We start from the raw sequence: 26,142 nt of genomic DNA, 5'->3' as shown, positions 1-26,142 counted from the left end.
GCGCGTGCCTCAGTGTGGCGCTCCCGGCTGGGGGAACGGTGCGGGCGCGCCGGTCAGCCGGCCAGTGCGATCACCTGCTCCGCTGCGTCTGCCAGGGCGCGGCCGTAGGAGGGACCGTGACCGGCGGCGTGGACGGCGAGCGGGTGCAGCTGGTGGAGTGGCACCCGCTCCTCGTAGCCGGCCCCCAGCGGATGCTGGTCGCGGTAGCCCTCGAGGACGGCGTCGAGGTGCGGAGCACCGAAGAGGGCCAGCATCGCCAGATCGGTCTCGCGGTGTCCCCCGTGAGCGGCGGGGTCGATCAGGACGGCGCCGTCCGCCGTCCAGAGCACGTTGCCGGTCCAGAGGTCCCCGTGGATCCGGGCGGGCCCCGCACCGTCGTCGAAGGCTCCGGCCGCCACCCGGCCCAGAGCCTGCTCGACGAGCCGCGACTCGGCTGCCGTGAGGTTGCCCGCCTCCACGGCGGGGCCGAGGAACGGCCGCACCCGCTGCTCCGCGTAGAAGCGCCCCCACGAGTCGTCCGGGCGGCACGGCATCCCGCGGCGGCCGATGTAGGCGGGGCCGGTCCATCCCGGGGGCGGCGCTCCGAACGCCGCGGCTCCGGCGTCGTGCGTCCGGGCGAGCGCGGCGCCGAGAGCCCGAGCCGACTCGGCCGAGGGACGCACGGAGCGGATCTCCTCCAGCTCGATGCGCCCGGGCGAAACCCTCTCCACCCCGACACAGCGCGCACCGCCGTCCGCCTCGCGCAGCCAGTCCAGACCGGCCGCCTCCCACTCGAAGAACTGCGGGAGGGCACGGGGGTCGCTCTTCACGAAGGGCATGCCGCCACGCTAGCCGGGCGTCCCCGGGAACGACGAGAGGGGCCGCCCGCCGAAGCGGACGACCCCTCTCGAGAGATCGGTAGGACGGACCTACTTGATGATCTTGGTGACCGTACCGGCACCCACGGTGCGTCCACCCTCACGGATGGCGAAGCCGAGGCCCTCCTCCATGGCGATCGGCTGGATCAGCGCGACCGTCATGTCGGTGGTGTCGCCGGGCATGACCATCTCGGTGCCCTCGGGCAGCGTGATGACGCCGGTGACGTCGGTGGTGCGGAAGTAGAACTGCGGACGGTAGTTCGCGTAGAACGGGTTGTGACGCCCACCCTCATCCTTGGACAGGATGTACGCGGTGCCCTCGAAGTCCGTGTGCGGCGTGACCGAACCCGGCTTGACGACGACCTGGCCGCGCTCGACGTCCTCGCGCTTGGTGCCGCGGAGGAGCAGACCGCAGTTCTCGCCGGCCCAGGCCTCGTCGAGCTGCTTGTGGAACATCTCGATTCCGGTGACCGTGGTCTTCTGCGTCGGGCGGATGCCGACGATCTCGACCTCGGAGTTCAGAGCGAGGGTTCCACGCTCCGCACGGCCGGTGACGACGGTTCCACGACCGGTGATCGTGAAGACGTCCTCGATCGGCATGAGGAACGGCTTGTCCTTGTCGCGCACCGGGTCCGGGATGGACTCGTCGACCGCGTCCATCAGGTCGAGGATCGACTGGGTCCAGGTGTCGTCGCCCTCGAGTGCCTTGAGGCCGGAGACGCGCACGACGGGGGCGTCGTCGCCGGGGAAGCCCTGCGACGAGAGGAGCTCGCGGACCTCGAGCTCGACGAGCTCCAGGATCTCCTCGTCATCCACCATGTCGGCCTTGTTCAGCGCGACGAGGAGGTAGGGGACGCCGACCTGCTTGGCGAGGAGGACGTGCTCACGGGTCTGAGCCATCGGGCCGTCGGTGGCGGCGACCACGAGGATCGCGCCGTCCATCTGGGCCGCGCCGGTGATCATGTTCTTGATGTAGTCGGCGTGACCCGGGGCGTCGACGTGCGCGTAGTGGCGCTTCGGCGTCTCGTACTCGACGTGCGAGATGTTGATCGTGATGCCGCGCTGGCGCTCCTCGGGAGCGGAGTCGATCGACGCGAAGTCACGCTGGACGTTGGTCGCGGACGGGAACTTGTCCGCCAGAACCTTCGAGATCGCCGCGGTGAGCGTGGTCTTTCCGTGGTCGACGTGACCGATGGTTCCGATGTTGACGTGCGGCTTGGTCCGCTCGAACTTGGCCTTAGCCACTGTGGGTCCTCCTCAGGACTTAGGTGCAAGCATCCGCATCCGGGCGGCCGCACGGGGCGGCACGAGGACAGGAGGACTTGCGGGGGTTTTGTGTACGTATGTTACCGGCAGTGGTCGTGCGGCCGTCCCGCTGCGACAGGGGGCGCGCTGCACTCGGCAGCAAACCCGCACGACACTACCAGGCCGCCGCCGTTCCGGGGAACGGCGACGGCCCAGGGGCGGAGCTACTCGCCCTTGTTCTTCTGGACGATCTCCTCGGCCACGGCCTTGGGGACCTCGGCGTAGGTCTCGAACGTCATCGAGTAGACGGCGCGGCCCGAGGTCTTCGAGCGCAGGTCTCCGATGTAGCCGAACATCTCGGACAGCGGGACGTTGGCCCGGATGACCTTGATGCCGGTGGCGTCCTCCATCGACTGGATCATCCCGCGACGCGAGTTGATGTCGCCGATGACGTCGCCCATGTACTCCTCGGGAGTACGGACCTCGACGGCCATGAGCGGCTCGAGGAGGACCGGCTGCGCCTTGCGCGAGGCCTCCTTGAACGCGATCGAGCCGGCGATCTTGAACGCCATCTCGGAGGAGTCGACGTCGTGCGCCGCTCCGTCGACCAGGGTCGCCTTCACGCCGACCATGGGGTAGCCGGCGAGCACGCCGACCTGCATGGCGTCGCGGATGCCCGCGTCGACGGAGGGGATGTACTCGCGCGGGACGCGGCCACCGGTGACGCCGTTGACGAACTCGTAGGTCTTGTCGGCCTCGACCTCCATCGGCTCGATGGTGATCTGGACCTTCGCGAACTGGCCGGAGCCACCCGTCTGCTTCTTGTGGGTGTAGTCGTACTTCTCGACCGTGCGGCGGATCGTCTCGCGGTACGCGACCTGGGGCTTGCCCACGTTGGCCTCGACGTTGAACTCGCGCTTCATGCGGTCGACCAGGATGTCGAGGTGCAGCTCGCCCATTCCCTTGATGACCGTCTGACCGGTCTCCTGGTTCTGCTCGGTGCGGAAGGTGGGGTCCTCCTCCGCGAGCTTCTGGATCGCGGTGCCGAGCTTCTCCTGGTCCGCCTTCGTCTTGGGCTCGATGGCGACCTCGATGACGGGCTCCGGGAAGGTCATCGACTCGAGCACGACCTGCGCGGCCGGGTCGCTCAGGGTGTCACCGGTGGTGGTGTCCTTGAGGCCGATGACGGCGTAGATGTGGCCGGCGGTGACCGAGTCGACCGGGTTCTCCTTGTTGGAGTGCATCTGGAAGATCTTGCCGATGCGCTCCTTCTTGCCCTTGGTCGAGTTGATGACCTGGGCGCCGGAGTCGAGCTTGCCCGAGTAGACGCGGACGTAGGTCAGGCGGCCGAAGAACGGGTGCACGGCGACCTTGAACGCGAGCGCCGAGAAGGGCTCGGTCGAGTCCGCGTGGCGCATGATGACCTTCTCCTCGTCGCGGACGTCGTGCGCCTCGATGGCGGGGACGTCGAGCGGGGAGGGGAGGTAGTCCACGACAGCGTCGAGCATCGGCTGGACGCCGCGGTTCTTGAACGCCGAGCCGCAGAGCACCGGGTAGATCTCGGAGTTGACGGTCATCTTGCGGATGGCGCCCTTGATCTCCGCGACGGTGAGCTCCTCGCCGCCGAAGTACTTCTCGAGCAGCTCGTCGGAGGTCTCCGCGACGGTCTCGAGGAGCTTCTCGCGGTACTCCGCCGCCTTGTCGGCGAGGTCGGCCGGGATCTCCTCGATCTCGTACTTCGCGCCGAGCGCGACGTCGCCCTTCGAGTCGCCGCGCCACGTGAGCGCGCGCATCTCGACCAGGTCGACGACGCCCTCGAAAGAGGACTCCGCGCCGATGGGCAGCTGGATGACCAGCGGCTTCGCGCCGAGGCGCTTGATGATCGTGTCGACCGTGTAGTAGAAGTCGGCGCCGAGCTTGTCCATCTTGTTGACGAAGCAGATGCGCGGGACGTCGTACTTGTCGGCCTGACGCCAGACGGTCTCGGACTGGGGCTCGACGCCCTCCTTGCCGTCGAAGACGGCGACGGCGCCGTCGAGGACGCGGAGCGAGCGCTCGACCTCGACCGTGAAGTCGACGTGACCGGGGGTGTCGATGATGTTGATCTGGTTCTTGTTCCAGAAGCAGGTCGTCGCGGCGGACGTGATCGTGATGCCGCGCTCCTGCTCCTGCGCCATCCAGTCCATCGTCGCGGCGCCGTCGTGGACCTCGCCGATCTTGTGCGTGATACCCGTGTAGAACAGGATGCGCTCGGTGGTGGTGGTCTTGCCGGCATCGATGTGGGCCATGATGCCGATGTTGCGGACCTTGTTCAGGTCGGTGAGCACATCTTGTGCCACGGAGTTCCTCCGATAGGTGATGGAGCCAGCGCACCGGGTTCATGGCCGAATGGCTGGGATTCTGGTGGTGGCGGTCGCCCGGTCGCGGGGATCGGGCGATCCGCCGCCGGGACCGGGCCCGCAGCGGTGACGCCGCGGGCCCGGTGGTCGCGGTCGCCCGGGGGCGGCCGCGGGGTGCGCTACCAGCGGTAGTGCGCGAAGGCCTTGTTCGACTCGGCCATCTTGTGGGTGTCCTCGCGACGCTTGACAGCGGCGCCCAGACCGTTCGACGCGTCGAGGATCTCGTTCATGAGACGCTCGGTCATCGTCTTCTCGCGACGGGCCTTCGCGTAGCTGGTGAGCCAGCGGAGCGCGAGGGTGTTGGCGCGGTGGGGCTTGACCTCGACCGGGACCTGGTAGGTCGAGCCGCCGACGCGGCGGCTGCGGACCTCGAGGGTCGGGCGGACGTTGTCGAGCGCCTTCTTGAGGGTGACGACCGCGTCCTGGCCGTTCTTGCCGGCGACGCCCTCGAGGGCACCGTAGACGATGCGCTCGGCGAGGCCCTTCTTGCCGTCCAGGAGGATCTTGTTGACGAGCTGGCTGACGATGGGGGCGCCGTAGACGGGGTCTGCGACGACGGGGCGCTTGGGAGCGGGGCCCTTACGAGGCATTACTTCTTCTCCATCTTCGCGCCGTACCGGCTGCGAGCCTGCTTGCGGTTCTTGACGGCCTGGGTGTCCAGGGCGCCGCGAACGATCTTGTAGCGGACACCGGGGAGGTCCTTGACGCGACCGCCGCGCACGAGCACCATCGAGTGCTCCTGCAGGTTGTGGCCCTCGCCGGGGATGTAGGCGGTGACCTCGGTGCCGTTGGAGAGCTTCACGCGGGCCACCTTGCGGAGGGCCGAGTTCGGCTTCTTGGGCGTGGTCGTGTAGACGCGCGTGCAGACGCCGCGCTGCTGGGGGTTGGCCTTCAGGGCGGGCGCCTTGGTCTTGGTGACCTTCGGCGTGCGTCCCTTGCGGACCAACTGCTGAATCGTTGGCACTGGTTTTGCTCCTTGAATGCTGCACGGTGACAGCGGATCGATGGTCGACATTCGGCCCTCCCGTCTCCGGGAACGGCCGAGTTCATCTGGACCCGACGCACCCCGCGGCCCCGCGAGCGGGACCGGGAGGGTGAGGGGTATGCCGTGGGGGCCGCCCGATCGGACGAACCCGCGGATCCTCGCGGACCCGGTGGAGCGAAGTGCGGCGACCGCATCGACCCGGAGGCACGACACGAGCGCACGGCAAAGCGCACACCCGAAGAATATTACGGGGAGTGACGGGGCCGGTCAACCGAGCGGCGTTCGCCCTGGGAGATGCCGCAGCGCCGCGACGAGCCGCGCCGGGACTCCGCCGTCACTCCCGCTCGTCGCCCTCCCAGCCCCAGTGGGGGCTGCGGCCGCCGGCGTCGCGACGGGCCAGGAGCAGGAGGAACAGGAGCTGGACGGCGGCCGCGAGCACGCCGGTCGCGATCGCGAAGACAGTGGGGGCGTGGTCGAGGATCCAGCCGAGGATCTCCCCCGGCTCCTGGCGGCCGAGCCCGTAGAGCGCTCCGCCCGTGACGAGGAAGAGCAGGTAGACGACGACCCCGGTCAGCAGCGACGGGCCGAGGACGCGGTGGACGGCGGGACGGGCGGCGAGGGTCACCATCGCGACCAGCACGGCGACGACGCAGACCGCCACCGACACCGGCCCCAGCAGCGGGCCGGCGTCGCGCTCGGGCACGACGTCCTGGTCCAGCAGGAGGCTGAGGACCCCGAACGCGCAGACGACCAGGGCGAGGTAGAGGAACGCGGCGAAGCCGGCCAGCGCGAGGCCGTAGCCCAGGCCGGCTCCGCGGCCCTGCCCCTGCCCCTCCGGAGTCACGACTGCGCGGCCGCTTCGCGCTCGGCGTTGCGGCGCTTGACGCCCCGGGCGCGGCCGGCGATCGCGGCGCCGCCCCAGACGCTCGCCTCCCGGCCGAGGACGCCGGCGGCGAGGACCGCCGCGAGGACTGCGGGATCGCGGACGTAGTCGAGCGCGAGGGAGCGGTCGATCGGCAGGGCGAGCGGTCCGACGGCGCTCCAGCCGCCGACCAGCGCGGCCGCGGCCGTGAGGAGGGCGACGAGGGAGCCGCCGAGGACGTAGGCCCACCAGCCCGCGCGGTTCACGACCAGCACGATCAGCGCCAGGCCGACCAGGAACGCGGCCACCGGGGCGAGGAAGAGCGCGGTCGGCGCAGCGTCGAGCGCGAGGGCGACCGGGTCGCCGCCGACGCGGTCGACGAGGAGGCGGATCGCCGTCAGGGCGACGAGGTACAGGACGGCGAAGACCGCGGTCGTCAGGAGGGCGAGCGCGAGGCCCGCGAGGCGGTTGCCGGAGCGCCGGACCGGCTCGGGCTCGGCCTCGACCGGCCCGAGGGCGCTGGGGGCGGACGCGGCGGCGGCCGGGGCGGCGGGCTCGACGGTCGGCTGCCGACCCGTCACGGGCTCGGGCCAGACGTACTCCCGGGTCGGCTGGGGTCCGGTTCCGCCGGACGTCTCGGTCGCGGAGGGGATCCGCGTGGTCTCGGCGTCGCTGCTCCAGGTCACCCGGACAGCATAGGCACGCCTTCCGCCGCGCCCGGTGCGCCGCGCGGCTCCCCGTCGACGGGGGACAGCGCCGACCGTCTACTCGAGCGGGTGGAGGAGGCGGTGCAGGAACTGCCGTGTGCGCGGCTCGCGCGGCTCCCGGAGGATCTCCGCAGGGGCGCCCCGCTCGACGACCACGCCGTCGGCCATGAAGACGACCTCCGAGGCCACCTGCCGGGCGAACTCGAGCTCGTGCGTCACGACGAGCATGGTCCAGCCCTCCCCCGCCAGCTCCCGCATCAGCGAGAGCACGTCGCCGACCAGCTCCGGGTCCAGCGCCGAGGTGGGCTCGTCGAAGAGGAGCAGATCGGGCCGCAGCGCGAGCGCCCGGACGATGCCCACGCGCTGCTGCTGACCGCCGGAGAGCTCGAAGGGGTAGGCGCTCCCCCGGCCGCCGAGGCCGACGCGCTCGAGCAGGCGCTCCGCCTCCGGGACCACCTCGGACGCGGGACGGCGCTGCACTCGCAGCGGCCCCTCCGTCACGTTCTGGAGGACGGTCAGGTGCGGGAAGAGGTTGAAGTGCTGGAAGACCATCGCGGAGTGGTCGCGCAGCCCGGTCAGCGCCTTCCGTCCGACGCCGCGGTCGAAGTCGAGGACACTGCCGTCGGCGAGCTCGACCAACCCGCCGTCCGGCACCTCGAGGCTGTTCAGCGAGCGCAGGACGGTGGTCTTGCCCGAGCCGGACGGCCCGATCAGGGCGACGACCTCGCCGCGGTGGACCTCCAGGTCGATGCCGCGCAGCACCTCCACCCCGCCGAACGACTTGCGGAGGCCGCGGGCCGTGAGCACGGGCCGGGCGTCGGTCGGAGTGTCAGCGGGCGACATAGCGGTCCAATCGCTTCTCGAGCAGGCCCTGGCCGCTGGAGAGCACCAGGCAGATGAGCCAGTAGATCAGAGCGGCCTCGAGGTAGAGGAGCATGAACTCGCTCGACGCGGTGGCGATCTTCTGCGCCTGCCGGAAGAGCTCGGTCACCAGGATGAGGGAGGCCAGCGAGGTGTCCTTCACCAGCGAGATGAAGGTGTTCGACAGCGGGGGGACGGAGACGCGCGCGGCCTGCGGGAGGATGATGCGCCGCAGCGAGAGCGAGCGGCTCATGCCGATCGTGTGCGCCGCCTCCCACTGCCCCTTCGGGACGCTGAGGATCGCCGCGCGGATCACCTCCGCCGCGTAGCCGCCCACGTTGAGGGCGAACGCGATGGTGGCGCTGGGCCAGGGGTCGATCTTCAGTCCGAGGCTCGGCAGCCCGTAGAAGATCACGAACAGCTGCACCAGGAGCGGCGTGCCCCGGATGACGGAGATGTAGGCACGCGCGATCCAGGAGAGGATCCGCACCCGGGAGAGCCTCATCAGGGCGACCGCCAGCGCGAGCACGAGCCCAATGGCGAAGCTCGCCAGCGCGAGCGGGATCGTCCCGACGATGCCCCCGGAGAGGATCGGCCAGAACGACCGGAGGACGAGGTCCATTGTGTTCTCCCGCCTTCGCGGGAGGATCCGCGGTCGGCTCGATCGGGTGGTGGCGTCGGGGGCGGATCGTCTCCGCCTCCTGGGGAATGCTGGCACGCTTCGCGCCGGGGCGGGCGCCCTTGCGGGCGGACCCGCTGCCTGAGCCGCTCCGCCGCTCCCCCGCGCCGGAGCCGCTCACGCACGAGACGGCCCCTCCCGGAAGGGGAGGAGCCGCCTCGGGGTGGGGCTACTGGGAGACGTCGGCTCCGAAGTAGCGCTCGGAGATGGAGGCGAGGGTGCCGTCCTCGCGCAGCTCGTCGAGGGCGGAGTCGACGGCCTCGACGAGGTCGTCCGAGCCCTTCGGGAAGGTGAAGGCGCTCTCGGAGGTGTCGTCGGTGGTGACGGCGACCTTGAGGCCCGCGGCCTGGTCGGGGTAGGTCGTGGACCAGTCGAGCCAGGTGAGGCGGTCGTTCACGGTCGCGTCGACGCGGCCCTGCTCGACGAGGGCGATGGCCTGCGCCCAGCCCTCGACGCCCTCGACCTCGGCGCCGTTCTCCTGCGCGACGGTGTACCAGTTGCTCGAGAGCGACTGCGCGGTGGTCTTGCCGGAGAGGCCGGCGAGGTCGGTGATCGAGGTGTCGCTCGAGGGGACGATCACGACGCCGGGGCTGACCGAGTACGGCTCCGAGAAGTCGTACTTCGCCTCGCGCTCGTCGTTGATCGAGACCTGGTTCGCGATCACGTCGAAGCGCGCTCCGTCCAGGCCCGCGAACATCGCGTCCCACTGCGTCTCCTGGAAGTCGGGCTCGACGCCCAGCTTCTCGACCACGGCGGTGATCACGTCGACGTCGTAGCCGGTGAGGGCTCCCGTCCCGCCGTCGGCGTGGAAGGAGAAGGGCGGGTAGGTGCCCTCGGTGCCGATGGTGAGCTTCCCCGAGTCCTCGACCTCGGCCAGAGTCAGGCCGGAGCTGGCGGAGGCGGTGCCCTCGCCGCTCGAGCCGGAGACCACGTCGTCGGTCGAGGCGGGCGCGCAGCCGGCGAGGACCAGGGCGGCGGCGGCGGCGGTCGTGCCGAGCAGGACGCGCAGGGAGGTGCGGGCGGAGAGGGTCACGGTGTTGTCCTTCGGTGCATCACGGAGTCGTGGCGGTCCCGCTGTGCCGGATGCGGCGCGGGGATCGACGAGGGGACGGGTCGTCCCGGGGCGGACCGCTGCTCGGCGGAACCGCCCGGAGTGACGATAACCAGTGGAGGGGGCGGCCCTATTCCCGGATGTCGCCGTGTGACGCCGGGAGTCCGGCCAGGAAGTGCTCGGCACCGGCGACCTCGTCGCTCGTGAGGCCCGTCGCCGACTCCGGACGCACCAGGTGGAAGGGGGTGCTCTGCTCGCGGGCCCAGTCGTACGCGTCCTCGTGAAGGTTGTCGTCGATCCACACCACGGCGCCGATCGCGCCGCGCTCGGCGGCCGCCTCCAGCCACACCGCGACGGGCTGGAGCTTGCCCGTCCGGCCCGGGAACCGCGGGTCGCTCGGGAGGCCGCCGTCGAAGACGATCGCCTCCGTGCCCGCCGGCAGCCCGAGGTCCTGGGCGAGGACCCGCGTCAAGCGCGGCGGCCAGGTCGTGGCCCACACGATCGTGCCGACCGCGGCCAGACGGGCGACGAGCGCCGCCCGCTCCGGCTCGAGCTCCAGGCGGTGCGAGCCCGAGGCGCGATCGCTGCGGACGGAGGGGTTCAGGACGCCGTCGACGTCGAGCAGGATCAGGGCGGCCATGCCTGTCACCGTAGCGGCGGCGGGGCGGATCGCGCGAGGAGCGCTAGCGTGACGGGATGCCTCCGTCCCTCCTGCTGCCGGGAGGCCGCACAGCCGTGCTGGGGCCGGATCCCGTGCGGCCGGAGGCGCTGCTGCTCACGGTCGACGGCGCGGAGCAGTCGCTGATCGATCCGGGCGATCCCCGGGCTCTGCACCTCGAGTACCTCGCGCGCCTCGGCGCGGTGGTCGACGCCGCCGCCCCTCCCGGCGAGCCGCTGCGCGTGCTGCACCTCGGAGCCGGAGCCCTGGCCCTGGCCCGGTACGTCGCCGCGACCCGGCCGGGCTCCGAGCAGCTCGCGGTGGAAAGCGCGGCAGGACTCGTGGAGTTCGTGCTCGAGCACGCGCCGCTCCCCCGCGGCGCGCGCGTCCGACTCCTCACGGCCGACGCCGCAGGGCCCCTGCCGCCCTGGAGCGCCGACCTCGTCGTGCTCGACGTCTACGACGGGGACGAGATCCCGGAGCCGTTCTACCGCGCGTCCGTCCTCGCTCCGCTCGCCGCCCGCGTCGGCGCCGACGGGCTCCTCGCGGTCAACGTCGCCGACGACGCCGACCACCGGAGGCTGGACCGCCTGCGCGGGGTCGTCCGGGAGCTGCTCCCGGTCACCGCAGCGGTCGGATCGACGGCCTTCGTCGAGGGGCGCACCGGCGGGAACGCGATCCTGCTCGCCTCAGGCTCGGCGCTCGCCGACCACGTCGCCGGCCGCCTGCTGCGCGCCGGCCCGCACCCGGTCTCCGCCGCGGCGGATGGCGACGTCGTGGTCGCCGAGGTGGCGGTAGAAGTCGACCCGTGAGTCGAGAGTGACGCCGGTCTCGAGGTACTTGGCGCGGATCCGCTTGATGTAGGTGCGGACGGTGTGCTCGGCGACGCTGAGGTCGACCGCGACGGTGCGGACCGCGGCACCCGCTCCGTAGGCGCGCATCACCCGGCTCTCCTGCGGGCTCAGCACCGGGCGGCGCTCCTCGCGCCCGTGCACGAGCCGGTGGCGGGCGGTGTCCGAGATCCAGGTGCGGCCGGAGGCGACCGAGACGACCGCCGCCGCGAGCTCGCTGGGGTCGTCGCCCTTCCAGACGTACGCCGCCCTCTCCCGTCGCAGCACGGCCCGCACCGGCTCCAGGGAGTCGGAGGAGGAGAGCACGACGAGGCCGACGGTCCAAGCCGCCGCACGCTCGAGGGCGTCGGCCACCTCCTCGCCGGGCACGCCGTCCAGGTCGAGGACCGCGATGCGGTCGACGCCCTCCTCGTCGTGCGAGAACTGCGGCAGCAGCTGCGCGAGCAGCGCCTGCAGCGCGGCACGCTCGATCGCTGGTCCGTCGACGACGGCCAGCGTGAACCGATCGAATCCGGTCACGGGGGTCCCCTAGCAGGGGCAGGTTCGGGTCCGCCCCGGCTGCACCGTAGCGGTCCGCGACGTCGTCGTGCACGTGATGGGACATTCCGTCTCAGTGGGAGGACGCCCCAGAGCACTCCGGATCGGCTCACGGAGCGCGTGGAGGACCACCCGCGGCACCGTCTCCGGCTAGTGTCCCTCTCCATGGACGACAGCGCAGAGGGCTCCCGGCGGGCCCGGAGGATCCCCGCGGAGCAGGTCCGCAGCCGCATGATCGCCACGGCGCGCGACGTCGTCTCGAACCACGGCCTCACGGTGAGCTTCGCGCACCTGCCCATGGAGGAGTACATCCGCCTGGCCGGCGTGCCGCGCAGCTCCGTCTACCGGATCTGGAGCACGCGCGAGGAGTTCGTGGCCGACCTGGTCGGCGAGGTCTTCGTGCGGGACCGGTACGCGGAGGGCGCCGATCCCGAGGCCCAGCAGGAGATGCGCGAAGTCTACGAGCGCTCCACCGATCTGCTCTCCACGGCCGCCGGCCGCCGCCGGGTCGCCTGGGAGACCATCCGCATCGGCGCGCGGGCCAATGCCGAATCGCTCCGCCGCTCCGCCGACTGGTCGTCGTACAACGCGCTGCTCGCCTGCACCTTCTCGATGGAGGAGGGGCCTGCACGCGACGCCGTGCGCGCCACGGCGAAGCGGATCGAGGGCATGCTCACGCGCCGGATGCGCGACTTCTACGAGGAGACGCTGCAGGTCTTCGGCGGGACGATGCGCCCGGGATTCACGACGCTCCAGCTCGCCCACCTCACCGCGATCGTGATCGACGGGCTCGCCCACCGCGGCCGGCTCCTCGACGACGACCTCGACGCTCCGGTGACCGCCCCCGGCCTCGACGGCGAGCCGGTCGAGTGGACCCTGGCGGCCTGGACGATCCGCTCGATCGTCGACGGGATGCTGGAGCCGGTCGCGGAGGACTGAGCGGACCCCGCGACCCGGATCACTCGTCCGGTTCGGTGAACCCGTCGATCAGCAGCAGCACCGACACCACCGCCAGTGACGGTCCGTCGGGATCGGCCGGGTCGAGCGGGCCGGTCACCAGCTCCGGTGCCGCGATCCGCGCGATGCACAGACCCTCGATCAGGGCCGAGACGGCGGAGGCGAGAGCGGCGGCGCCGCGGTCCGGGCGCAGCCGGAGCCCCGCCTCGGCGAGGGTGTGCTCGTAGTACTTCGCCATGTTGTCGATGAAGTGCAGCTGGCGGGACCGCAGAGCGGATCCGATGGCGGTCCGCGCCGGCTCCTCGTGCGAGCCCACCGCGCCGGCGAGAGCGATGAAGTTGCGCCAGTGCTGCGACGAGAAGATGTTGTCGACGTTCGCGTCGACGGCGACCCGGACGGAGGCGATCAGGGCCTCGCGGCGCTGCGCCGGGGTCGGCTCGGGGTCGAGGCTGCGGTGGAGGTGGGAGTTCCCGGCCCGCAGGGACGGCTGGTCGAGGCGGGTGGCGAGGACCCGCTCCGGGATCGCGGCGATCAGCTCGTCGTAGAACGACTGGCGAGTGGGCCAGATCCGGTAGACGGTGCTGCGCGGAACACCCGCCGAGCGGATGACGTCCTCGAGGGGCAGGTGGGCGACTCCGACGCGCAGGCCCTCGGCGCGGACGACCGCGAGAGCGGCGTCCAGCAGGCGGGTGCGGACCTGCTCGCGGGTCAGGCGGGGAGGACGCGCCGGCTCCTCCGCATCGAGGGGGTCGTCGCTCATCAGGCCTCCGGCGCCGGGATGCACGGAGGAGCCTCCGACATCTACTGTCCAGCCGAGCGTACCCGGAGGGAGCGCGGAACGTGAGAGGAGATCGGAGACGGGCGCGGCCCGCGCATGCGGCTCGGGTGCCGCGCGGGCCGCGCTGCCTGTCCCCCAGGCGGCCTCCCCATGGGCCGGTCCGACCGTATGCTTCCCGACAGACGTCCGTCAACTGACGCGACATGGTGTCTCCTCGGCGGTGTCCGCCGACCGGTCACGAGGACCGCCTCCGGGACTCCTCCGCCGCCGGGAGCGCCCTCGCCGCGGTCTGCGCTCGAGAGGCGTGCGGAGCGGACAGCTCGCCCGCGACGACGTCCGACACGACGACGGTGGCGTGCTCGACGAGGTCGACGTTCCGGGTCAGCCGCGCGTGGTGGCACGGGCTCGCGTCGACGTCGACCACGAGCTTCGCGAAGCGCAGAGCATCGCCGAGCCGCGCGAACGGCGAGAGCTCGGCGACGAGGGACGGCACGTCCGCCGCGGCGAGGTAGGTGTAGCGGCAGGTCGAGACCACGTAGTCGTCGACTCCGGCCGTCGCCGATCCGGTCGCGACCATGATGTCGCCGAGGTCGACCGGCGCGGTGGCGAGGCCGAGCGCCACCGCGGCGGTCACCTGGATGTCACCCACCAGCGCCGTCACGTGCACGCCGGCGGGCCAGGGCGGCAGGGAGCCGAGCTCGGTCGATCCCGTCCGCAGGCCCTTGCCCGCCGCCGAGGCGAGGGCGTCGATCATCGGCACTCCCGTGCACTCCCCCGCGTGCTCGGCGTCCTCCGAGACGGCGTCCCCGCAGGAGGCGAGCATCGCCGAGACGCTCAGCCGGCTCTGCGGGTCCAGTCCTGCGATCACCGCGGGGCTGACCTGGCCGGAGTCGTCGACCATTCGTCCGAGGCGCTCCGCGACGTCGGATCCCGTGTTTGGGGTGCCGAAGGTGAGGACGGACGAGACCATCGAGGCGACGGCGGTCCCGTCGACCGAGCCGCTCAGCGCCTGGCGGGCGGCGAGCCCTCCCATCGAGTGCGCGACGACGACGGCGCGGTGCCCGGTCGCGGAGACGAGGCAGGCGATCGAGGAGGCGAGCGCGTCGCTGATCCCCGGGTCGGTGACCCAGCGCGCGGCGAGCCGGCGGTAGTCGAAGGTGTAGACCGCGGCGCCGTCGATCTGCTGCAGCCGGCCGAGGAGGGACGGCTCGGAAGCGTCGAGCGGAGCGGTCGCCGACTCCGACGACACCATGTCGACGAGATGGGAGAAGGCCCCTGTGCGGTCGGCGTCGTGCGTCGCCGTGCCCAGCCAGCCGTGCAGCATCACGATGGGGACCAGCGCGGCGGCGGAGCGCGGCCGGACGTCGTCGCCCGCGAGCACGGGAGCCAGCTCCGCGACGCCGCAGGACGAGGGTGCGACCGCCTCTGCCGCCTCCGCCCGCCCCGCGGGCACCACGACGACGCCGACCACCACGAGCAGTGCGGCCAGCACGACGATCACGAGTCTCATCCGCGCGTTTCCTCACGTGCCGCGACCAGGACGGGGAACGGGTACAGGCTCGACCCGACGAGCACCCATCGAGTCAATCACCCCGCTCCTGCGGGGAAGGCCGCTCGTCGCGAACGGGCGGCCCCCCCGTGCGGGTGACCGCGGGTCGGGGACGACGAAGGCCCCGCCGGTGTCCCGACGGGGCCTTCGATCGTTCAGCTCACCTGGATCAGCTGTAGTTGCCCGGCTCGTAGCCGTCGCTCGAGAACGAGTCGAAGTCGACGAACGAGAGGTCGGCGTCGCTGAACGCGGCGTCGTCGGCGAAGATGCGGTTGGGGTACCGCTCGGCCTTCGCCTCCTCGGTCGCCTCGACCGACACGTTCCGGTACTTGGGCAGACCGGTTCCCGCCGGGATCAGCTTTCCGATGATCACGTTCTCCTTCAGGCCCATCAGCGGGTCGCGCTTGCCCTCCATGGCCGCCTGCGTCAGGACGCGGGTGGTCTCCTGGAAGGACGCGGCCGACAGCCACGACTCGGTCGCGAGCGAGGCCTTGGTGATGCCCATGACCTCCTGGCGGGCGGACGCGGTCCGCTTGCCCTCGGTCAGAGCCGCACGGTTGACCTCGCTGTAGCGCGAGCGGTCGACGAGCTCGCCCGGCAGCAGCTCCGTGTCGCCGTGGTCGACCACGGTGACCTTGCGGAGCATCTGACGCACGATGACCTCGATGTGCTTGTCGTGGATCGGCACACCCTGCGAGCGGTAGACGCCCTGGACGCCGCCCACCAGGTGCTTCTGGACCTCGCGGACGCCCAGCACGCGCAGGACCTCCTTGGGGTCGACCGTTCCGACGTGCAGCTGCTGCCCGAGCTCGACGTGCTGGCCGTCCTCGATGAGGAGCTGCGAGCGCTTGAGCACCGGGTAGATGACCGCCTCGTCGCCGTTGTCCGGCTGGAGGATGACGCGGCGGGCACGGTCGGTGTCCTCGATGGTGATCCGGCCGGCGGCCTCCGCGATCGGCGACGCGCCCTTGGGGGTGCGGGCCTCGAAGAGCTCCTGCACGCGGGGAAGACCCTGCGTGATGTCGTCGGCCGAGGCCGATCCACCGGTGTGGAAGGTGCGCATCGTGAGCTGCGTGCCGGGCTCGCCGATCGACTGGGCCGCGATGATGCCGACGGCCTCTCCGATGTCGACGAGCTTGCCGGTGGCGAGCGAGCGGCCGTAGCAGGCCGCGCAGACGCCGACGGCGGACTCGCAGGTCAGGACGGAGCGCACCTTGATGTGGCGCACGCCCGCTCCGACCAGCTTCTCGATGAGCACGTCGCCCACGTCCTCGCCGGCCTCGGCGACGAGCTCGCCGGCCTCGTTCGACGCCGGGGTGGCGAGCGAACGGGCGTAGACGGAGTTCTCGACGTTGGAGTCCTTGATCCAGGCGCCGGTGGCGTCCTGGAGCATGATCGGCAGGTCGAGGCCCTTCGAGGTGCCGCAGTCCTCCTCGCGGATGATGACGTCCTGCGAGACGTCGACGAGTCGACGCGTCAGGTAGCCCGAGTCCGCGGTGCGGAGCGCGGTGTCGGCCAGGCCCTTGCGGGCACCGTGCGTGGCGATGAAGTACTCGGCGACCGACAGGCCCTCGCGGTACGAGGAGATGATCGGTCGGGCGATGATCTCGCCCTTCGGGTTGTTCACCAGGCCTCGCATGCCGGCGATGTTGCGCACCTGCAGCCAGTTGCCGCGGGCACCGGAGGTGACCATGCGGTTGATGGTGTTGTCCGTCGGGAAGTTCGCGCGCATGGCCTTGGCGACCTCGTCGGTCGCCTCGGTCCAGATCTTCACGAGCTCCTGGCGGCGCTCGGCCTGAGTGGTCAGACCCTTGTCGTACTCGGACTCGACCTTCGCGGCCTTCTTCTCGTAGCCCGCGATGATCTCGGGCTTCGACGGCGGCGTGAGGATGTCGGACAGCGCCACGGTGACACCCGAGCGGGTGGCCCAGTAGAAGCCGGCGTCCTTGATCCGGTCGAGGGAGGCGGCGACCTCCACCTTCGGGTAGCGCTCCGCGAGGTCGTTGACGATCCCGGAGATGGTCGTCTTGTCGGCGACCTGCTCGAAGTAGGGGTAGTCGACCGGCAGCGCCTCGTTGAAGAGGGCGCGGCCGAGCGTGGTCTCGAGGAGGACCGGCGCGGTGACCTTGCCGTTCTCGTCGATCTCGACGCCCTCGGGTGCCTGACCCTGCGCGAAGTACACGTCCGACATGCGGATCCTGACCTTCGAGTTCAGGTGCAGCGAGCCCTGGTCCTTCGCGAGGATCGCCTCCGAGACGGAGGAGAACGCGCGGCCCTCGCCGGCGGCGCCCTCGCGGATCGTCGTCAGGTGGTGGAGGCCGATGATCATGTCCTGCGTGGGCAGGGTGACCGGACGGCCGTCCGAGGGCTTGAGGATGTTGTTCGACGCGAGCATCAGGATGCGCGCCTCGGCCTGGGCCTCGACGGACAGCGGCAGGTGGACGGCCATCTGGTCGCCGTCGAAGTCCGCGTTGAACGCGGCGCAGACGAGCGGGTGCAGCTGGATCGCCTTGCCCTCGACCAGCTGGGGCTCGAAGGCCTGGATGCCGAGACGGTGCAGCGTGGGCGCGCGGTTCAGCAGGACGGGGCGCTCGCGGATGATCTCCTCGAGCACGTCCCACACCTGCGGGCGCGAGCGCTCCACCATGCGCTTGGCGGCCTTGATGTTCTGCGCGTGCGACAGGTCGATCAGGCGCTTGATCACGAACGGCTTGAACAGCTCCAGCGCCATCTGCTTGGGCAGACCGCACTGGTGCAGCTTGAGCTGCGGGCCGACGATGATGACCGAGCGGCCCGAGTAGTCGACGCGCTTGCCCAGCAGGTTCTGGCGGAAGCGACCCTGCTTTCCCTTGAGCATGTCGCTCAGGGACTTCAGGGCGCGGTTGCCGGTTCCGGTGACGGGGCGGCCGCGGCGGCCGTTGTCGAAGAGGGCGTCGACCGCCTCCTGGAGCATGCGCTTCTCGTTGTTCACGATGATCTCGGGGGCACCGAGGTCGAGCAGGCGGCGGAGTCGGTTGTTGCGGTTGATCACGCGACGGTAGAGGTCGTTCAGGTCGCTGGTCGCGAACCGGCCTCCGTCGAGCTGCACCATCGGGCGCAGCTCCGGCGGGATGACCGGGACGACGTCGAGGACCATCGCGGCCGGCGAGTTGCCGGTGGCGAGGAACGAGTTGACGACGCGCAGGCGCTTGATGGCGCGGATCTTCTTCTGACCCTTGCCCTCGGCGATCTGCAGGTGCAGCGTCTCGGCCTCGGCCTGGAGGTCGAACTGCTCGAGGCGCTTCTTGATCGCCTCGGCGCCCATGTAGGCCTCGAAGTAGACGCCGTACCGGTCGACGAGCTCGTTGAAGACCGCGTCCTCGGGCTTGAGGTCGCCGACCTTGAGGGTGCGGAACTGCTCCCACACGCTCTCGAGCCGCGCGATGTCCTCGTCGAAGGACTTGCGGATCTGGCCCATCTCCTTCTCGGCGCCGTCCTTGGTGCGGCGCTTCTGGTCGCTCTTGGCGCCCTCCGCCTCCAGGGCGGCGAGGTCGGTCTCCAGGCGCGCCAGGCGGTCCGCGATGCGGGAGTCGCGCTGGTCCGAGAGGGTCTTGATCTCGAGCCGGAGCTCGTTCTCGAGCCCGGGCATGTCGGCGTGACGGCCGTCGTCGTCCACGTCGATGATCATGTACGCCGCGAAGTAGATGACCTTCTCGAGGTCCTTCGGCGCCATGTCCAGCAGGTATCCGAGGCGCGAGGGGACGCCCTTGAAGTACCAGATGTGGGTGACGGGGGCGGCGAGCTCGATGTGGCCCATCCGCTCGCGGCGGACCGAGGACTTGGTGACCTCGACGCCGCAGCGCTCGCAGACGATGCCCTTGAAGCGGACTCGCTTGTACTTGCCGCAGGAGCACTCCCAGTCGCGAGAGGGTCCGAAGATCTGCTCGCCGAACAGGCCGTCCTTCTCGGGCTTCAGGGTGCGGTAGTTGATGGTCTCGGGCTTCTTCACTTCACCGTGCGACCAGCGACGGATGTCATCGGCCGTTGCGAGGCCGATGCGCAGCTCATCGAAAGTGGTTACGTCGAGCAATGTTTTCTCCTTGTCGGAAAACAGGGTGTCTCGTCAGAGACGGGAGGTCGTCAGATGCTGGCGCGGATCAGATGTCGTCGACGGAGGACGACTCGAACCGGGAGGAGATGTTGATGCCGAGCTCTTCCGCGGCGCGGTAGACCTCGTCATCGGTGTCGCGCAGGCTGACCGCGGTGCCGTCGGCCGAGAGGACCTCGACGTTCAGGCACAGGGACTGCATCTCCTTGATGAGGACCTTGAAGGACTCCGGGATGCCGGGCTCCTGGATGTTCTCGCCCTTGACGATGGCCTCGTACACCTTCACTCGGCCGAGGATGTCGTCCGACTTGATGGTGAGGAGCTCCTGGAGGGCGTAGGCGGCGCCGTAGGCCTCGAGGGCCCACACCTCCATCTCGCCGAAGCGCTGGCCGCCGAACTGCGCCTTACCACCGAGCGGCTGCTGGGTGATCATCGAGTACGGGCCCGTCGAGCGCGCGTGGATCTTGTCGTCGACGAGGTGGTGCAGCTTCAGGATGTACATGTAGCCGACCGAGACCGGGTCCGGGAAGGGCTCCCCGGAGCGGCCGTCGAACAGCTGCGTCTTGCCGGACGAGCCGATCAGGCGCTCTCCGTCGCGCGTCGGGGTGGTGGAGTCGAGGAGCCCTGCGAGCTCCTCCTCCGCCGCGCCGTCGAAGACGGGGGTCGCGACCTTGGTGCCGGGCGCCGCCTCACGGGCGTGCTCGGGCAGGCGCGCGGCCCACTCCGGCTGGCCCTCGACCTTCCAGCCCTGCTTCGCGATCCACCCGAGGTGGATCTCGAGGACCTGGCCGAAGTTCATGCGGCCGGGGACGCCGAGCGGGTTGAGGACGATGTCGACCGGGGTGCCGTCGGCGAGGAACGGCATGTCCTCGACCGGCAGGATCTTCGAGATGACGCCCTTGTTGCCGTGGCGGCCGGCGAGCTTGTCGCCCTCGGTGATCTTGCGCTTCTGGGCGATGTAGACGACGACGCGCTGGTTGACGCCCGAGCCGAGCTCGTCGTCGCCGTCCTGCGCGTCGAACACCTTGACACCGATGATCGTGCCCTGCTCGCCGTGGGGCACCTTCAGCGACGTGTCGCGGACCTCGCGGCTCTTCTCGTTGAAGATCGCGCGGAGCAGGCGCTCCTCGGCCGAGAGCTCGGTCTCGCCCTTGGGCGTGACCTTGCCGACGAGGATGTCGCCGGGGCGGACCTCGGCGCCGATGCGGATGATGCCGCGCTCGTCCAGGTCGGCCAGGAGCTCCGGGCTGACGTTGGGGAGGTCGCGGGTGATCTCCTCCTTGCCGAGCTTGGTGTCGCGGGCGTCGACCTCGTACTCCTCGATGTGGATCGAGGAGAGGACGTCGTCCTTCACCAGGTTCTGGCTGAGGATGATCGCGTCCTCGAAGTTGTGGCCCTCCCACGGCATGAACGCGACGAGCAGGTTCTTGCCCAGCGCGAGCTCGCCGTTCTCGGTGGCGGGGCCGTCGGCGACGACCTCGCCGACCTCGATGCGCTCGCCGGCCGAGACGACCACGCGGTTGTTGTACGAGGTGCCCTGGTTGGAGCGGTCGAACTTGCGGAGGAAGTAGGTCTGCGTGCCGCCCTCGTCCAGCTGGACGGTGACGGAGTCGGCGGAGACCTCCTGGACGACACCGGCCTTGTCGGCGGTGATGACGTCGCCGGCGTCGATGGCCGCGAAGCCCTCCATGCCGGTTCCGACGACGGGCGACTCGCTGCGCAGCAGCGGGACGGCCTGACGCTGCATGTTCGCTCCCATGAGCGCGCGGTTCGCGTCGTCGTGCTCGAGGAACGGGATCAGCGAGGTCGCGACCGAGACCATCTGGCGCGGCGAGACGTCCATGTAGTGGACGCGCTCGGCGTCGACGAGCTCGACCTCTCCGCCCTTGGGACGGACCAGGACCTTGCCCTCCGCGAAGCGGAAGTCCTTCGTGAGGGGGGCGTTCGCCTGGGCGACCAGGTACTCGTCCTCCTCGGACGCGGTGAGGTAGTCGATCTGCGAGGTGACGGTGCCGTCGACGACCTTGCGGTACGGGGTCTCGATGAAGCCGAACGAGTTGATGCGCGCGAAGGACGCGAGCGATCCGATCAGGCCGATGTTCGGGCCTTCCGGGGTCTCGATCGGGCACATGCGGCCGTAGTGCGAGGGGTGGACGTCGCGGACCTCGACGCCGGCGCGCTCACGGGAGAGTCCGCCGGGGCCGAGCGCCGACAGGCGGCGCTTGTGGGTCAGACCCGCGAGCGGGTTGTTCTGGTCCATGAACTGCGACAGCTGGCTGGTCCCGAAGAACTCCTTGATCGCGGCGACGACGGGGCGCACGTTGATCAGGGTCTGCGGGGTGATCGCCTCGATGTCCTGCGTGGTCATGCGCTCGCGGACGACGCGCTCCATGCGGGACAGTCCGGTGCGGACCTGGTTCTGGATCAGCTCGCCGACCGCGCGGATGCGGCGGTTGCCGAAGTGGTCGATGTCGTCGACGTCGAGACGCAGCTCGACCGACTCGCCGTCGCGCACGCCGGGGAGGGCGGTGCGGCCGTCGTGCAGGGCGACCAGGTACTTGATGGTCGCGATGATGTCCTCGACCGTGAGCACCGAGTCGGACAGCGCCTTGTCGATGCCGAGCTTGCGGTTGATCTTGTAGCGGCCGACCTTCGCGAGGTCGTAGCGCTTGGAGTTGAAGTAGAAGTTGTCCAGCAGCGCGCGGGCGGCCTCGGCGGCGACCTGCTCGCCCGGACGGAGCTTGCGGTAGATGTCGCGGAGGGCGTCCTCCTTGGTGAGGATGTTGTCCTTCTCGAGGGTCAGCTCGATCGACTCGTAGCCGGCGAACTGCTCGAGGATCTCCTCGCTCGTGAGGCCGAGGGCCTTGAGGAACACGGTGACCGACTGCTTGCGCTTGCGGTCGATGCGCACGCCGACCTGGTCGCGCTTGTCGATCTCGAACTCGAGCCAGGCGCCGCGGCTCGGGATGACGCGGGCGGAGTAGATGTCCTTGTCGGACGTCTTCTCCTGCTGGCGCTCGAAGTAGACGCCGGGGCTGCGCACGAGCTGGGACACGACGACACGCTCGGTGCCGTTGATGATGAACGTGCCCTTCTCGGTCATCAGCGGGAAGTCGCCCATGAAGACCGTCTGGGTCTTGATCTCACCCGTGAGGTGGTTCATGAACTCGGCCTCGACGTACAGCGGAGCGGCGTAGGTCTTGCCGCGCTCCTTGCACTCCTCGATCGTGTACTTCTCGGGCTCGAGGTACGGGTTCGTGAAGCTCAGCTGCATCGTCTCGCTGAGGTCCTCGATCGGGGAGATCTCCTCGAAGATCTCGTCGAGGCCGGAGTTGGCGGGGAGGTCCTCCCGGCCGGCGGCCTTCGCCTCGGCGACGCGGGTCTTCCACGCCTCCGAGCCGACGAGCCAGTCGAAGCTCTCGGTCTGCAGCGCGAGCAGATCCGGAACGGTCAGGGTGTCGCTGATCTTGGCGAACGAGAGACGCGAAGCTCCGCGTCCGTTCTTGGGTGAGGTGGTGGTCGCGGTGGACGCAGCAGCCAAGGAAGGAACCTCCGTAGACCCTCGCGGGTCTCAATCTGTGGGATGTGTGGAGTGGGCTCCCGCCGGACGGGCCGCCACCCCTGCCCGCACGCCGTGCGGACCGAGGCGACTCGGTCTTGGGGGCGGGGCTAGAGTGTGGCAACGGCATCCACCATCTGATGCCGGGTTCCGGTGACCTGCCGACCGCGATATGAGGGCATGGGTACTCGGGAGCGCAAAGTACGAATATAGCCGCATCGCGCCACGCCGCGCAAGTGCGGATGCTTGCGCCGCCCCGCGGGGTCCGGTATACGAGGCCACGGCCTCCCGGATCGATCCGACCGGGCCGGGCGCGGAGCCCCGCCGTCCCGCCGCCGCGGCAGACTGGTCGGATGCAGGAACGCACCGGCCGCCGACGCGGAGACGACTCCGAACACCCCCGCGCCGTGCTCGCCAGCGGGTACACCGCGCGGATCGAGCCCGACCGCCACTCGCCCGAGGCGGCGACCCTGGTCGTCGACGGCACTCCGCAGTCGCACGTCGACCTCGCGGATCCGACGCACCTCTCGTTCGAGTACGTCCGCCGGATCGGCCACGCGATCGACCTCGTCGCCCCCGAGGGCGAGAGCGTCACGGCGCTCCACCTGGGCGCCGGAGCGCTGACCCTCCCCCGCTACGTCGCCGCGACCCGGCCGGGCTCGCGCCAGCAGGTCGTCGAGATCGAGGGCGCTCTGGTCGAGCTGGTGCGCGAGGCGCTCCCGCTCCCCCGCGGGGCGCAGATCCGCATCCGCCAGGGCGACGCCCGCGAGGTGCTCGGCAAGCTGCCGCCCGGGCTGCGCGGCACGGTCGACGTGGTCGTCGTCGACATCTTCTCGGGCGCGCGCACTCCCGCGCACGTGACCAGCGCCGAGTTCTACGGGGCGATCGCGCCGCTGCTCGCCCCCGGCGGCCTGGTCGCGGTGAACGTGGCCGACGGCGGCGCGCTCGCCTTCGCCCGTGCCCAGGCCGCGACGCTCGCCTCCGTCTTCGCGCACACCGCGATCATGACCGACACCCAGATGCTCAAGGCCAAGCGCTTCGGGAACGTGGTGATGCTCGCCTCGGCCGATCCGCTGCCGCTCGACGGCCTGCCGCGGCGCCTCGCCTCCGACCCCGCGCCCTCCAAGCTGGTGCAGGGGCGGGAGCTCGAGAACTTCATCGCCGGCGCCCTCGTCGTCACGGACGAGACCGCCACCCCGTCGCCGCTGCCGGCGCGGAGCGTCTTCCAGGTGCGACGGGGCTGACCCGGGCCGCGCGTCGGGGCGCCGTCCGGGGACCCGCCGGTACACTCGACGCCGGGGTCAGCGACCCCGACCGTCCTCTCGTCCGCCGCGCGCGACGATCCGGATCCGCACTCCACGAGGAAGCATCGCCCTGAGCATCATCATCCGCCACGACCCCGCGACCCTCCACGAGGAGATCGACGTCGACGCCGCCCAGGAGCGCCTGGAGGAGATCGGCGCGCTGCGCAGCCTCGCCGCGCTCACCGAGAAGGCGGAGCTGCTGCGCCTGCTCGGGCGCGTCGACGAGGCGTGGGACCTCGCGAACGAGGCCGTCCGCCGCACCCGCTTCTCCGGCGACCGCGCCGAGCTGCTCACCGCCCGCGTCCGCCGCGCCCGCCTCATGCAGCTGCGGGGCCGCACCGACGAGGCCCTCTCGGAGCTCGCGCTCTGCGTCGAGGAGGCCCGCACGCACGAGTGGCACCTCGAGCACTCCTTCGCGCTCAAGCACCGCGGCCTCACCTTCTTCGAGCTGGGCGAGTACGGCCGGGCGATGCGCGACTTCGACGCCGCGACCGCCCTCGGCGAGCGCGTCGGGGTCCCCGAGGAGGAGCTCGAGGTCGCGCGCCTGGGCTACGCCGCCGCCTCCGAGTTCCAGGACGGGACCGACCGCGAGGCCCGCACCGACGGCACCGCCCGCGGCCGCCGCCGCGCCGACGGCGACGAGTCCTAGGCAGCGCCACCTGTGGCCGACCTCGAGGACGTGGCCCGCTGGGCCGACGCGCTGATCGAGGAGCACCTCGACCCCTCCTGGTCCTTCGCGCTCGACCACGCGCGCACCCGCGGCGGCGCCTGCCACTGGACGCGCCGCCGGATCACGGTCTCGCGCCACCTCGCAGCCCGCTGGAGCGACGAGGAGGTCCGGCAGACACTCCTGCACGAGGTCGCTCACGCGCTCGCGGGGCCCGACGCCGGGCACGGACCGCAGTGGCGGCGGATCGCGGCGCGGCTCGGGTACACGGGATCGCGCACCCACAGCAACCCGACCGCGGACGAGCTCGCGCCGTGGGTCGGCACCTGCCCGGGCGGACACCTCTTCTACCGCCATCGCCGGCCCACCCGGCCCCTGGCCTGCGGCCGCTGCGCGCGCCGGTTCGAGGCCGCGAACGCGATCCAGTGGCGGCGCCGACCGGTCCCGGCGCCGTGACCCCGGACGAGGCCCCGCACGGCGGGCGCACGCCGGTCACCGGGCAGTGGCTCCCCGAGGCCGACGGCCGGCGCTGGTGGTTCGACTCCGGAAGCCTCGCACTCGACTTCGCCACGACCGGAGCACTGCCTCCGGGAGCGGCCGAGCACCTCGACTCCGACGCCGCCCTGGCCGCCTGGCTCGCCGAGCGCTTCGAGGCGGTCGGCCCCGAGAGCCGGGACGCGCGCCTCGACGACGCGCTGATGCTCCGGGGCGCGATCGCCCGGCTGGCCGTCGCGGCCGAGGCCGGCACCGCGCCCGACCCGCGCGACGTCGACGTGGTCAACCTGGTCGCGGCGATGCCCGATATCCCGCCGGTGCTGAGCGGCGGATCGCGGCAGGCAGGACGGCTCCACGCGGCGGGCAGGCAGGCGCTCGCGTCCATCGCCCGGGAGGCCGTGGGGCTGCTGGGTCCGGCCGCGACCGGACGGCTGCGGCGCTGCGCGGATCCGGAGTGCCGGATGCTCTACCTCGACACGTCCCGAGCCGGGTCGCGCCGCTGGTGCTCGATGCAGCGCTGCGGGAACCGGTCGAAGGTCCGGGCCTACCGCGCGCGCGCCGCCGCCCCGCGCGGCTGACGCACCGCCGCGGCACCGGGAGCGGCGCCGCGGCGGGACGGGTCAGTCGGAGACGCGGACCGAGCGGTCGAAGGCGACGTAGCCCGAGAAGTCCTTGCCGACGCGGTCGAACGCCGTCGGGTAGGGGTGCGGGTACGACCAGGCCTTGTCCTTCTGCAGGCCGTCGCCGGTCTGCACCGAGAAGTACTGGCACTCGCCCTTCCACGGGCAGGTGTAGGGCGTGGGGCTCTCGACGAGCACGCCCTCGGCGATGCTCGACGGCGGGAAGTACCAGTTGCCCTCGATCGAGATCAGGTCGGAGTCGGGGGCGTCGGCGAGGACGACGTCGTTGAGGACGGCTTTCATGCGGGCCAGCTTTCGGTCGGGGCGGGGGGCGGAGGGACCGCCTCCGCCGAACGCTACGCCGGGGGCGGGCGAGTGGTCGAGGCGGCGGCTCGGATCCGCAGGGGCTTGTGCGCTCCGCGGACGCCCTGCAC

At 71.0% G+C, this 26,142-nt stretch carries 22 protein-coding genes; 5 read left to right on the top strand and 17 right to left on the bottom strand.

The annotated features are described in order from the left end of the window. Nucleotides 1-53: 53 nt before the first annotated feature. The 12 genes from C5C36_RS11765 to C5C36_RS11710 form a co-directional block, all read right to left on the bottom strand. A complete protein-coding gene (locus tag C5C36_RS11765) occupies nucleotides 54-818 on the bottom strand; it encodes a fructosamine kinase family protein (RefSeq protein ID WP_104309792.1) in 765 nt (254 codons plus the stop codon). Between the two features lie 90 nt (nucleotides 819-908). Next, on the bottom strand, nucleotides 909-2,102 hold the full coding sequence (tuf, locus tag C5C36_RS11760) for an elongation factor Tu (protein WP_104224570.1): 1,194 nt from the start codon (nucleotides 2,100-2,102) through the stop codon (nucleotides 909-911). Nucleotides 2,103-2,326: 224 nt separating this feature from the next. Beyond that, the gene (gene fusA, locus C5C36_RS11755; RefSeq protein ID WP_104224571.1) at nucleotides 2,327-4,441 is read right to left on the bottom strand and encodes an elongation factor G; all 2,115 of its coding nucleotides are present in this window, start codon (nucleotides 4,439-4,441) and stop codon (nucleotides 2,327-2,329) included. Nucleotides 4,442-4,620: 179 nt separating this feature from the next. After that, nucleotides 4,621-5,091 carry a 30S ribosomal protein S7 gene (gene rpsG / locus C5C36_RS11750; protein ID WP_068251443.1) on the bottom strand — a complete coding sequence of 157 codons (471 nt, stop codon included), beginning with the start codon at nucleotides 5,089-5,091 and terminating at the stop codon, nucleotides 4,621-4,623. After that, nucleotides 5,091-5,465: a 30S ribosomal protein S12 gene (gene rpsL / locus C5C36_RS11745; protein WP_011186743.1), complete on the bottom strand. Its 375-nt coding sequence runs from the start codon at nucleotides 5,463-5,465 to the stop codon at nucleotides 5,091-5,093. The genes rpsG and rpsL overlap by 1 nt, the downstream gene beginning before the upstream one ends. Before the next feature lie 355 nt (nucleotides 5,466-5,820). Beyond that, complete coding sequence (locus tag C5C36_RS11740; protein WP_104247596.1) at nucleotides 5,821-6,330, bottom strand: DUF6121 family protein; 510 nt, start codon at nucleotides 6,328-6,330, stop codon at nucleotides 5,821-5,823. Next, complete coding sequence (locus C5C36_RS11735; RefSeq protein WP_104309791.1) at nucleotides 6,327-7,034, bottom strand: hypothetical protein; 708 nt, start codon at nucleotides 7,032-7,034, stop codon at nucleotides 6,327-6,329. Before C5C36_RS11735 ends, C5C36_RS11740 begins: the two co-directional genes overlap by 4 nt. Before the next feature lie 78 nt (nucleotides 7,035-7,112). Next, a complete protein-coding gene (locus C5C36_RS11730) occupies nucleotides 7,113-7,898 on the bottom strand; it encodes an amino acid ABC transporter ATP-binding protein (protein WP_104260911.1) in 786 nt (261 codons plus the stop codon). Further along, nucleotides 7,885-8,538: an amino acid ABC transporter permease gene (locus C5C36_RS11725; RefSeq protein WP_104224574.1), complete on the bottom strand. Its 654-nt coding sequence runs from the start codon at nucleotides 8,536-8,538 to the stop codon at nucleotides 7,885-7,887. Before C5C36_RS11725 ends, C5C36_RS11730 begins: the two co-directional genes overlap by 14 nt. Before the next feature lie 226 nt (nucleotides 8,539-8,764). Next, nucleotides 8,765-9,628 (bottom strand): amino acid ABC transporter substrate-binding protein, encoded by an 864-nt coding sequence (locus tag C5C36_RS11720; protein ID WP_374954348.1) that lies wholly within the window; start codon nucleotides 9,626-9,628, stop codon nucleotides 8,765-8,767. 148 nt (nucleotides 9,629-9,776) lie between these two features. After that, the gene (locus C5C36_RS11715) at nucleotides 9,777-10,286 is read right to left on the bottom strand and encodes an HAD domain-containing protein (protein WP_104247593.1); all 510 of its coding nucleotides are present in this window, start codon (nucleotides 10,284-10,286) and stop codon (nucleotides 9,777-9,779) included. Nucleotides 10,287-10,993: 707 nt separating this feature from the next. Next, nucleotides 10,994-11,674: a LuxR C-terminal-related transcriptional regulator gene (locus C5C36_RS11710; protein ID WP_104247592.1), complete on the bottom strand. Its 681-nt coding sequence runs from the start codon at nucleotides 11,672-11,674 to the stop codon at nucleotides 10,994-10,996. A gap of 183 nt (nucleotides 11,675-11,857) precedes the next feature. On the opposite strand from C5C36_RS11710, the gene C5C36_RS11705 reads away from it, so the two are divergent. Further along, nucleotides 11,858-12,631 carry a hypothetical protein gene (locus C5C36_RS11705; protein WP_146076607.1) on the top strand — a complete coding sequence of 258 codons (774 nt, stop codon included), beginning with the start codon at nucleotides 11,858-11,860 and terminating at the stop codon, nucleotides 12,629-12,631. Nucleotides 12,632-12,650: 19 nt separating this feature from the next. Here C5C36_RS11705 and C5C36_RS11700 read toward each other — a convergent pair whose 3' ends face one another. The 4 genes from C5C36_RS11700 to rpoB all read right to left on the bottom strand — a co-directional run bounded on the left by C5C36_RS11700 (nucleotide 12,651) and on the right by rpoB (nucleotide 22,604). Continuing rightward, nucleotides 12,651-13,409 carry a TetR/AcrR family transcriptional regulator gene (locus C5C36_RS11700; protein WP_104247591.1) on the bottom strand — a complete coding sequence of 253 codons (759 nt, stop codon included), beginning with the start codon at nucleotides 13,407-13,409 and terminating at the stop codon, nucleotides 12,651-12,653. A 253-nt stretch (nucleotides 13,410-13,662) separates the two neighbouring features. Beyond that, nucleotides 13,663-14,937 carry a triacylglycerol lipase gene (locus C5C36_RS11695; protein WP_104260910.1) on the bottom strand — a complete coding sequence of 425 codons (1,275 nt, stop codon included), beginning with the start codon at nucleotides 14,935-14,937 and terminating at the stop codon, nucleotides 13,663-13,665. Nucleotides 14,938-15,145: 208 nt separating this feature from the next. After that, a complete protein-coding gene (locus C5C36_RS11690; RefSeq protein WP_104224580.1) occupies nucleotides 15,146-19,045 on the bottom strand; it encodes a DNA-directed RNA polymerase subunit beta' in 3,900 nt (1,299 codons plus the stop codon). Between the two features lie 67 nt (nucleotides 19,046-19,112). Next, nucleotides 19,113-22,604, bottom strand: coding sequence for a DNA-directed RNA polymerase subunit beta (gene rpoB / locus C5C36_RS11685; protein ID WP_104260909.1), 3,492 nt, complete (start codon nucleotides 22,602-22,604; stop codon nucleotides 19,113-19,115). A gap of 371 nt (nucleotides 22,605-22,975) precedes the next feature. Between rpoB and C5C36_RS11680 the strand changes: the two genes are divergently transcribed. The 4 genes from C5C36_RS11680 to C5C36_RS11665 all read left to right on the top strand — a co-directional run bounded on the left by C5C36_RS11680 (nucleotide 22,976) and on the right by C5C36_RS11665 (nucleotide 25,666). After that, a complete protein-coding gene (locus C5C36_RS11680) occupies nucleotides 22,976-23,866 on the top strand; it encodes a spermidine synthase (protein ID WP_104238078.1) in 891 nt (296 codons plus the stop codon). 379 nt (nucleotides 23,867-24,245) lie between these two features. Then, a complete protein-coding gene (locus C5C36_RS17645) occupies nucleotides 24,246-24,575 on the top strand; it encodes a hypothetical protein (RefSeq protein WP_181027192.1) in 330 nt (109 codons plus the stop codon). Between the two features lie 12 nt (nucleotides 24,576-24,587). Next, nucleotides 24,588-25,049, top strand: a complete 462-nt coding sequence (locus C5C36_RS11670) for a SprT-like domain-containing protein (RefSeq protein WP_104263210.1) — start codon at nucleotides 24,588-24,590, stop codon at nucleotides 25,047-25,049. Continuing rightward, the gene (locus C5C36_RS11665; RefSeq protein ID WP_258069059.1) at nucleotides 25,019-25,666 is read left to right on the top strand and encodes a CGNR zinc finger domain-containing protein; all 648 of its coding nucleotides are present in this window, start codon (nucleotides 25,019-25,021) and stop codon (nucleotides 25,664-25,666) included. The genes C5C36_RS11670 and C5C36_RS11665 overlap by 31 nt, the downstream gene beginning before the upstream one ends. A gap of 42 nt (nucleotides 25,667-25,708) precedes the next feature. Here the strand turns inward: C5C36_RS11665 and C5C36_RS11660 are convergent, their stop codons facing one another. Next, entirely contained in the window at nucleotides 25,709-26,011 is a 303-nt protein-coding gene (locus C5C36_RS11660) for a DUF427 domain-containing protein (protein ID WP_104224584.1), read from the bottom strand. Between the last annotated feature and the right edge of the window lie 131 nt (nucleotides 26,012-26,142).

The sequence above is a fragment of the Rathayibacter sp. AY1G1 genome, from assembly GCF_002932095.1.
In the GTDB taxonomy this organism is placed as follows: Bacteria; Actinomycetota; Actinomycetes; order Actinomycetales; family Microbacteriaceae; genus Rathayibacter.
The sequence above is the reverse complement of the archived record's forward strand: the minus strand, read 5'-3'. Positions and strand labels throughout refer to the sequence as shown.

Coding starts and splice junctions, on each gene's coding strand:
- C5C36_RS11765 (WP_104309792.1), bottom strand. CDS start 818: ATGCCCTTCGTGAAGAGCGACCCCCGTGCCCTCCCGCAGTTCTTCGAG.
- rpsG (WP_068251443.1), bottom strand. CDS start 5,091: ATGCCTCGTAAGGGCCCCGCTCCCAAGCGCCCCGTCGTCGCAGACCCC.
- C5C36_RS11730 (WP_104260911.1), bottom strand. CDS start 7,898: ATGTCGCCCGCTGACACTCCGACCGACGCCCGGCCCGTGCTCACGGCC.
- C5C36_RS11725 (WP_104224574.1), bottom strand. CDS start 8,538: ATGGACCTCGTCCTCCGGTCGTTCTGGCCGATCCTCTCCGGGGGCATC.
- C5C36_RS11715 (WP_104247593.1), bottom strand. CDS start 10,286: ATGGCCGCCCTGATCCTGCTCGACGTCGACGGCGTCCTGAACCCCTCC.
- C5C36_RS11705 (WP_146076607.1), top strand. CDS start 11,858: ATGGACGACAGCGCAGAGGGCTCCCGGCGGGCCCGGAGGATCCCCGCG.
- C5C36_RS11700 (WP_104247591.1), bottom strand. CDS start 13,409: ATGAGCGACGACCCCCTCGATGCGGAGGAGCCGGCGCGTCCTCCCCGC.
- C5C36_RS11695 (WP_104260910.1), bottom strand. CDS start 14,937: ATGAGACTCGTGATCGTCGTGCTGGCCGCACTGCTCGTGGTGGTCGGC.
- C5C36_RS11680 (WP_104238078.1), top strand. CDS start 22,976: ATGCAGGAACGCACCGGCCGCCGACGCGGAGACGACTCCGAACACCCC.
- C5C36_RS17645 (WP_181027192.1), top strand. CDS start 24,246: ATGCAGCTGCGGGGCCGCACCGACGAGGCCCTCTCGGAGCTCGCGCTC.
- C5C36_RS11660 (WP_104224584.1), bottom strand. CDS start 26,011: ATGAAAGCCGTCCTCAACGACGTCGTCCTCGCCGACGCCCCCGACTCC.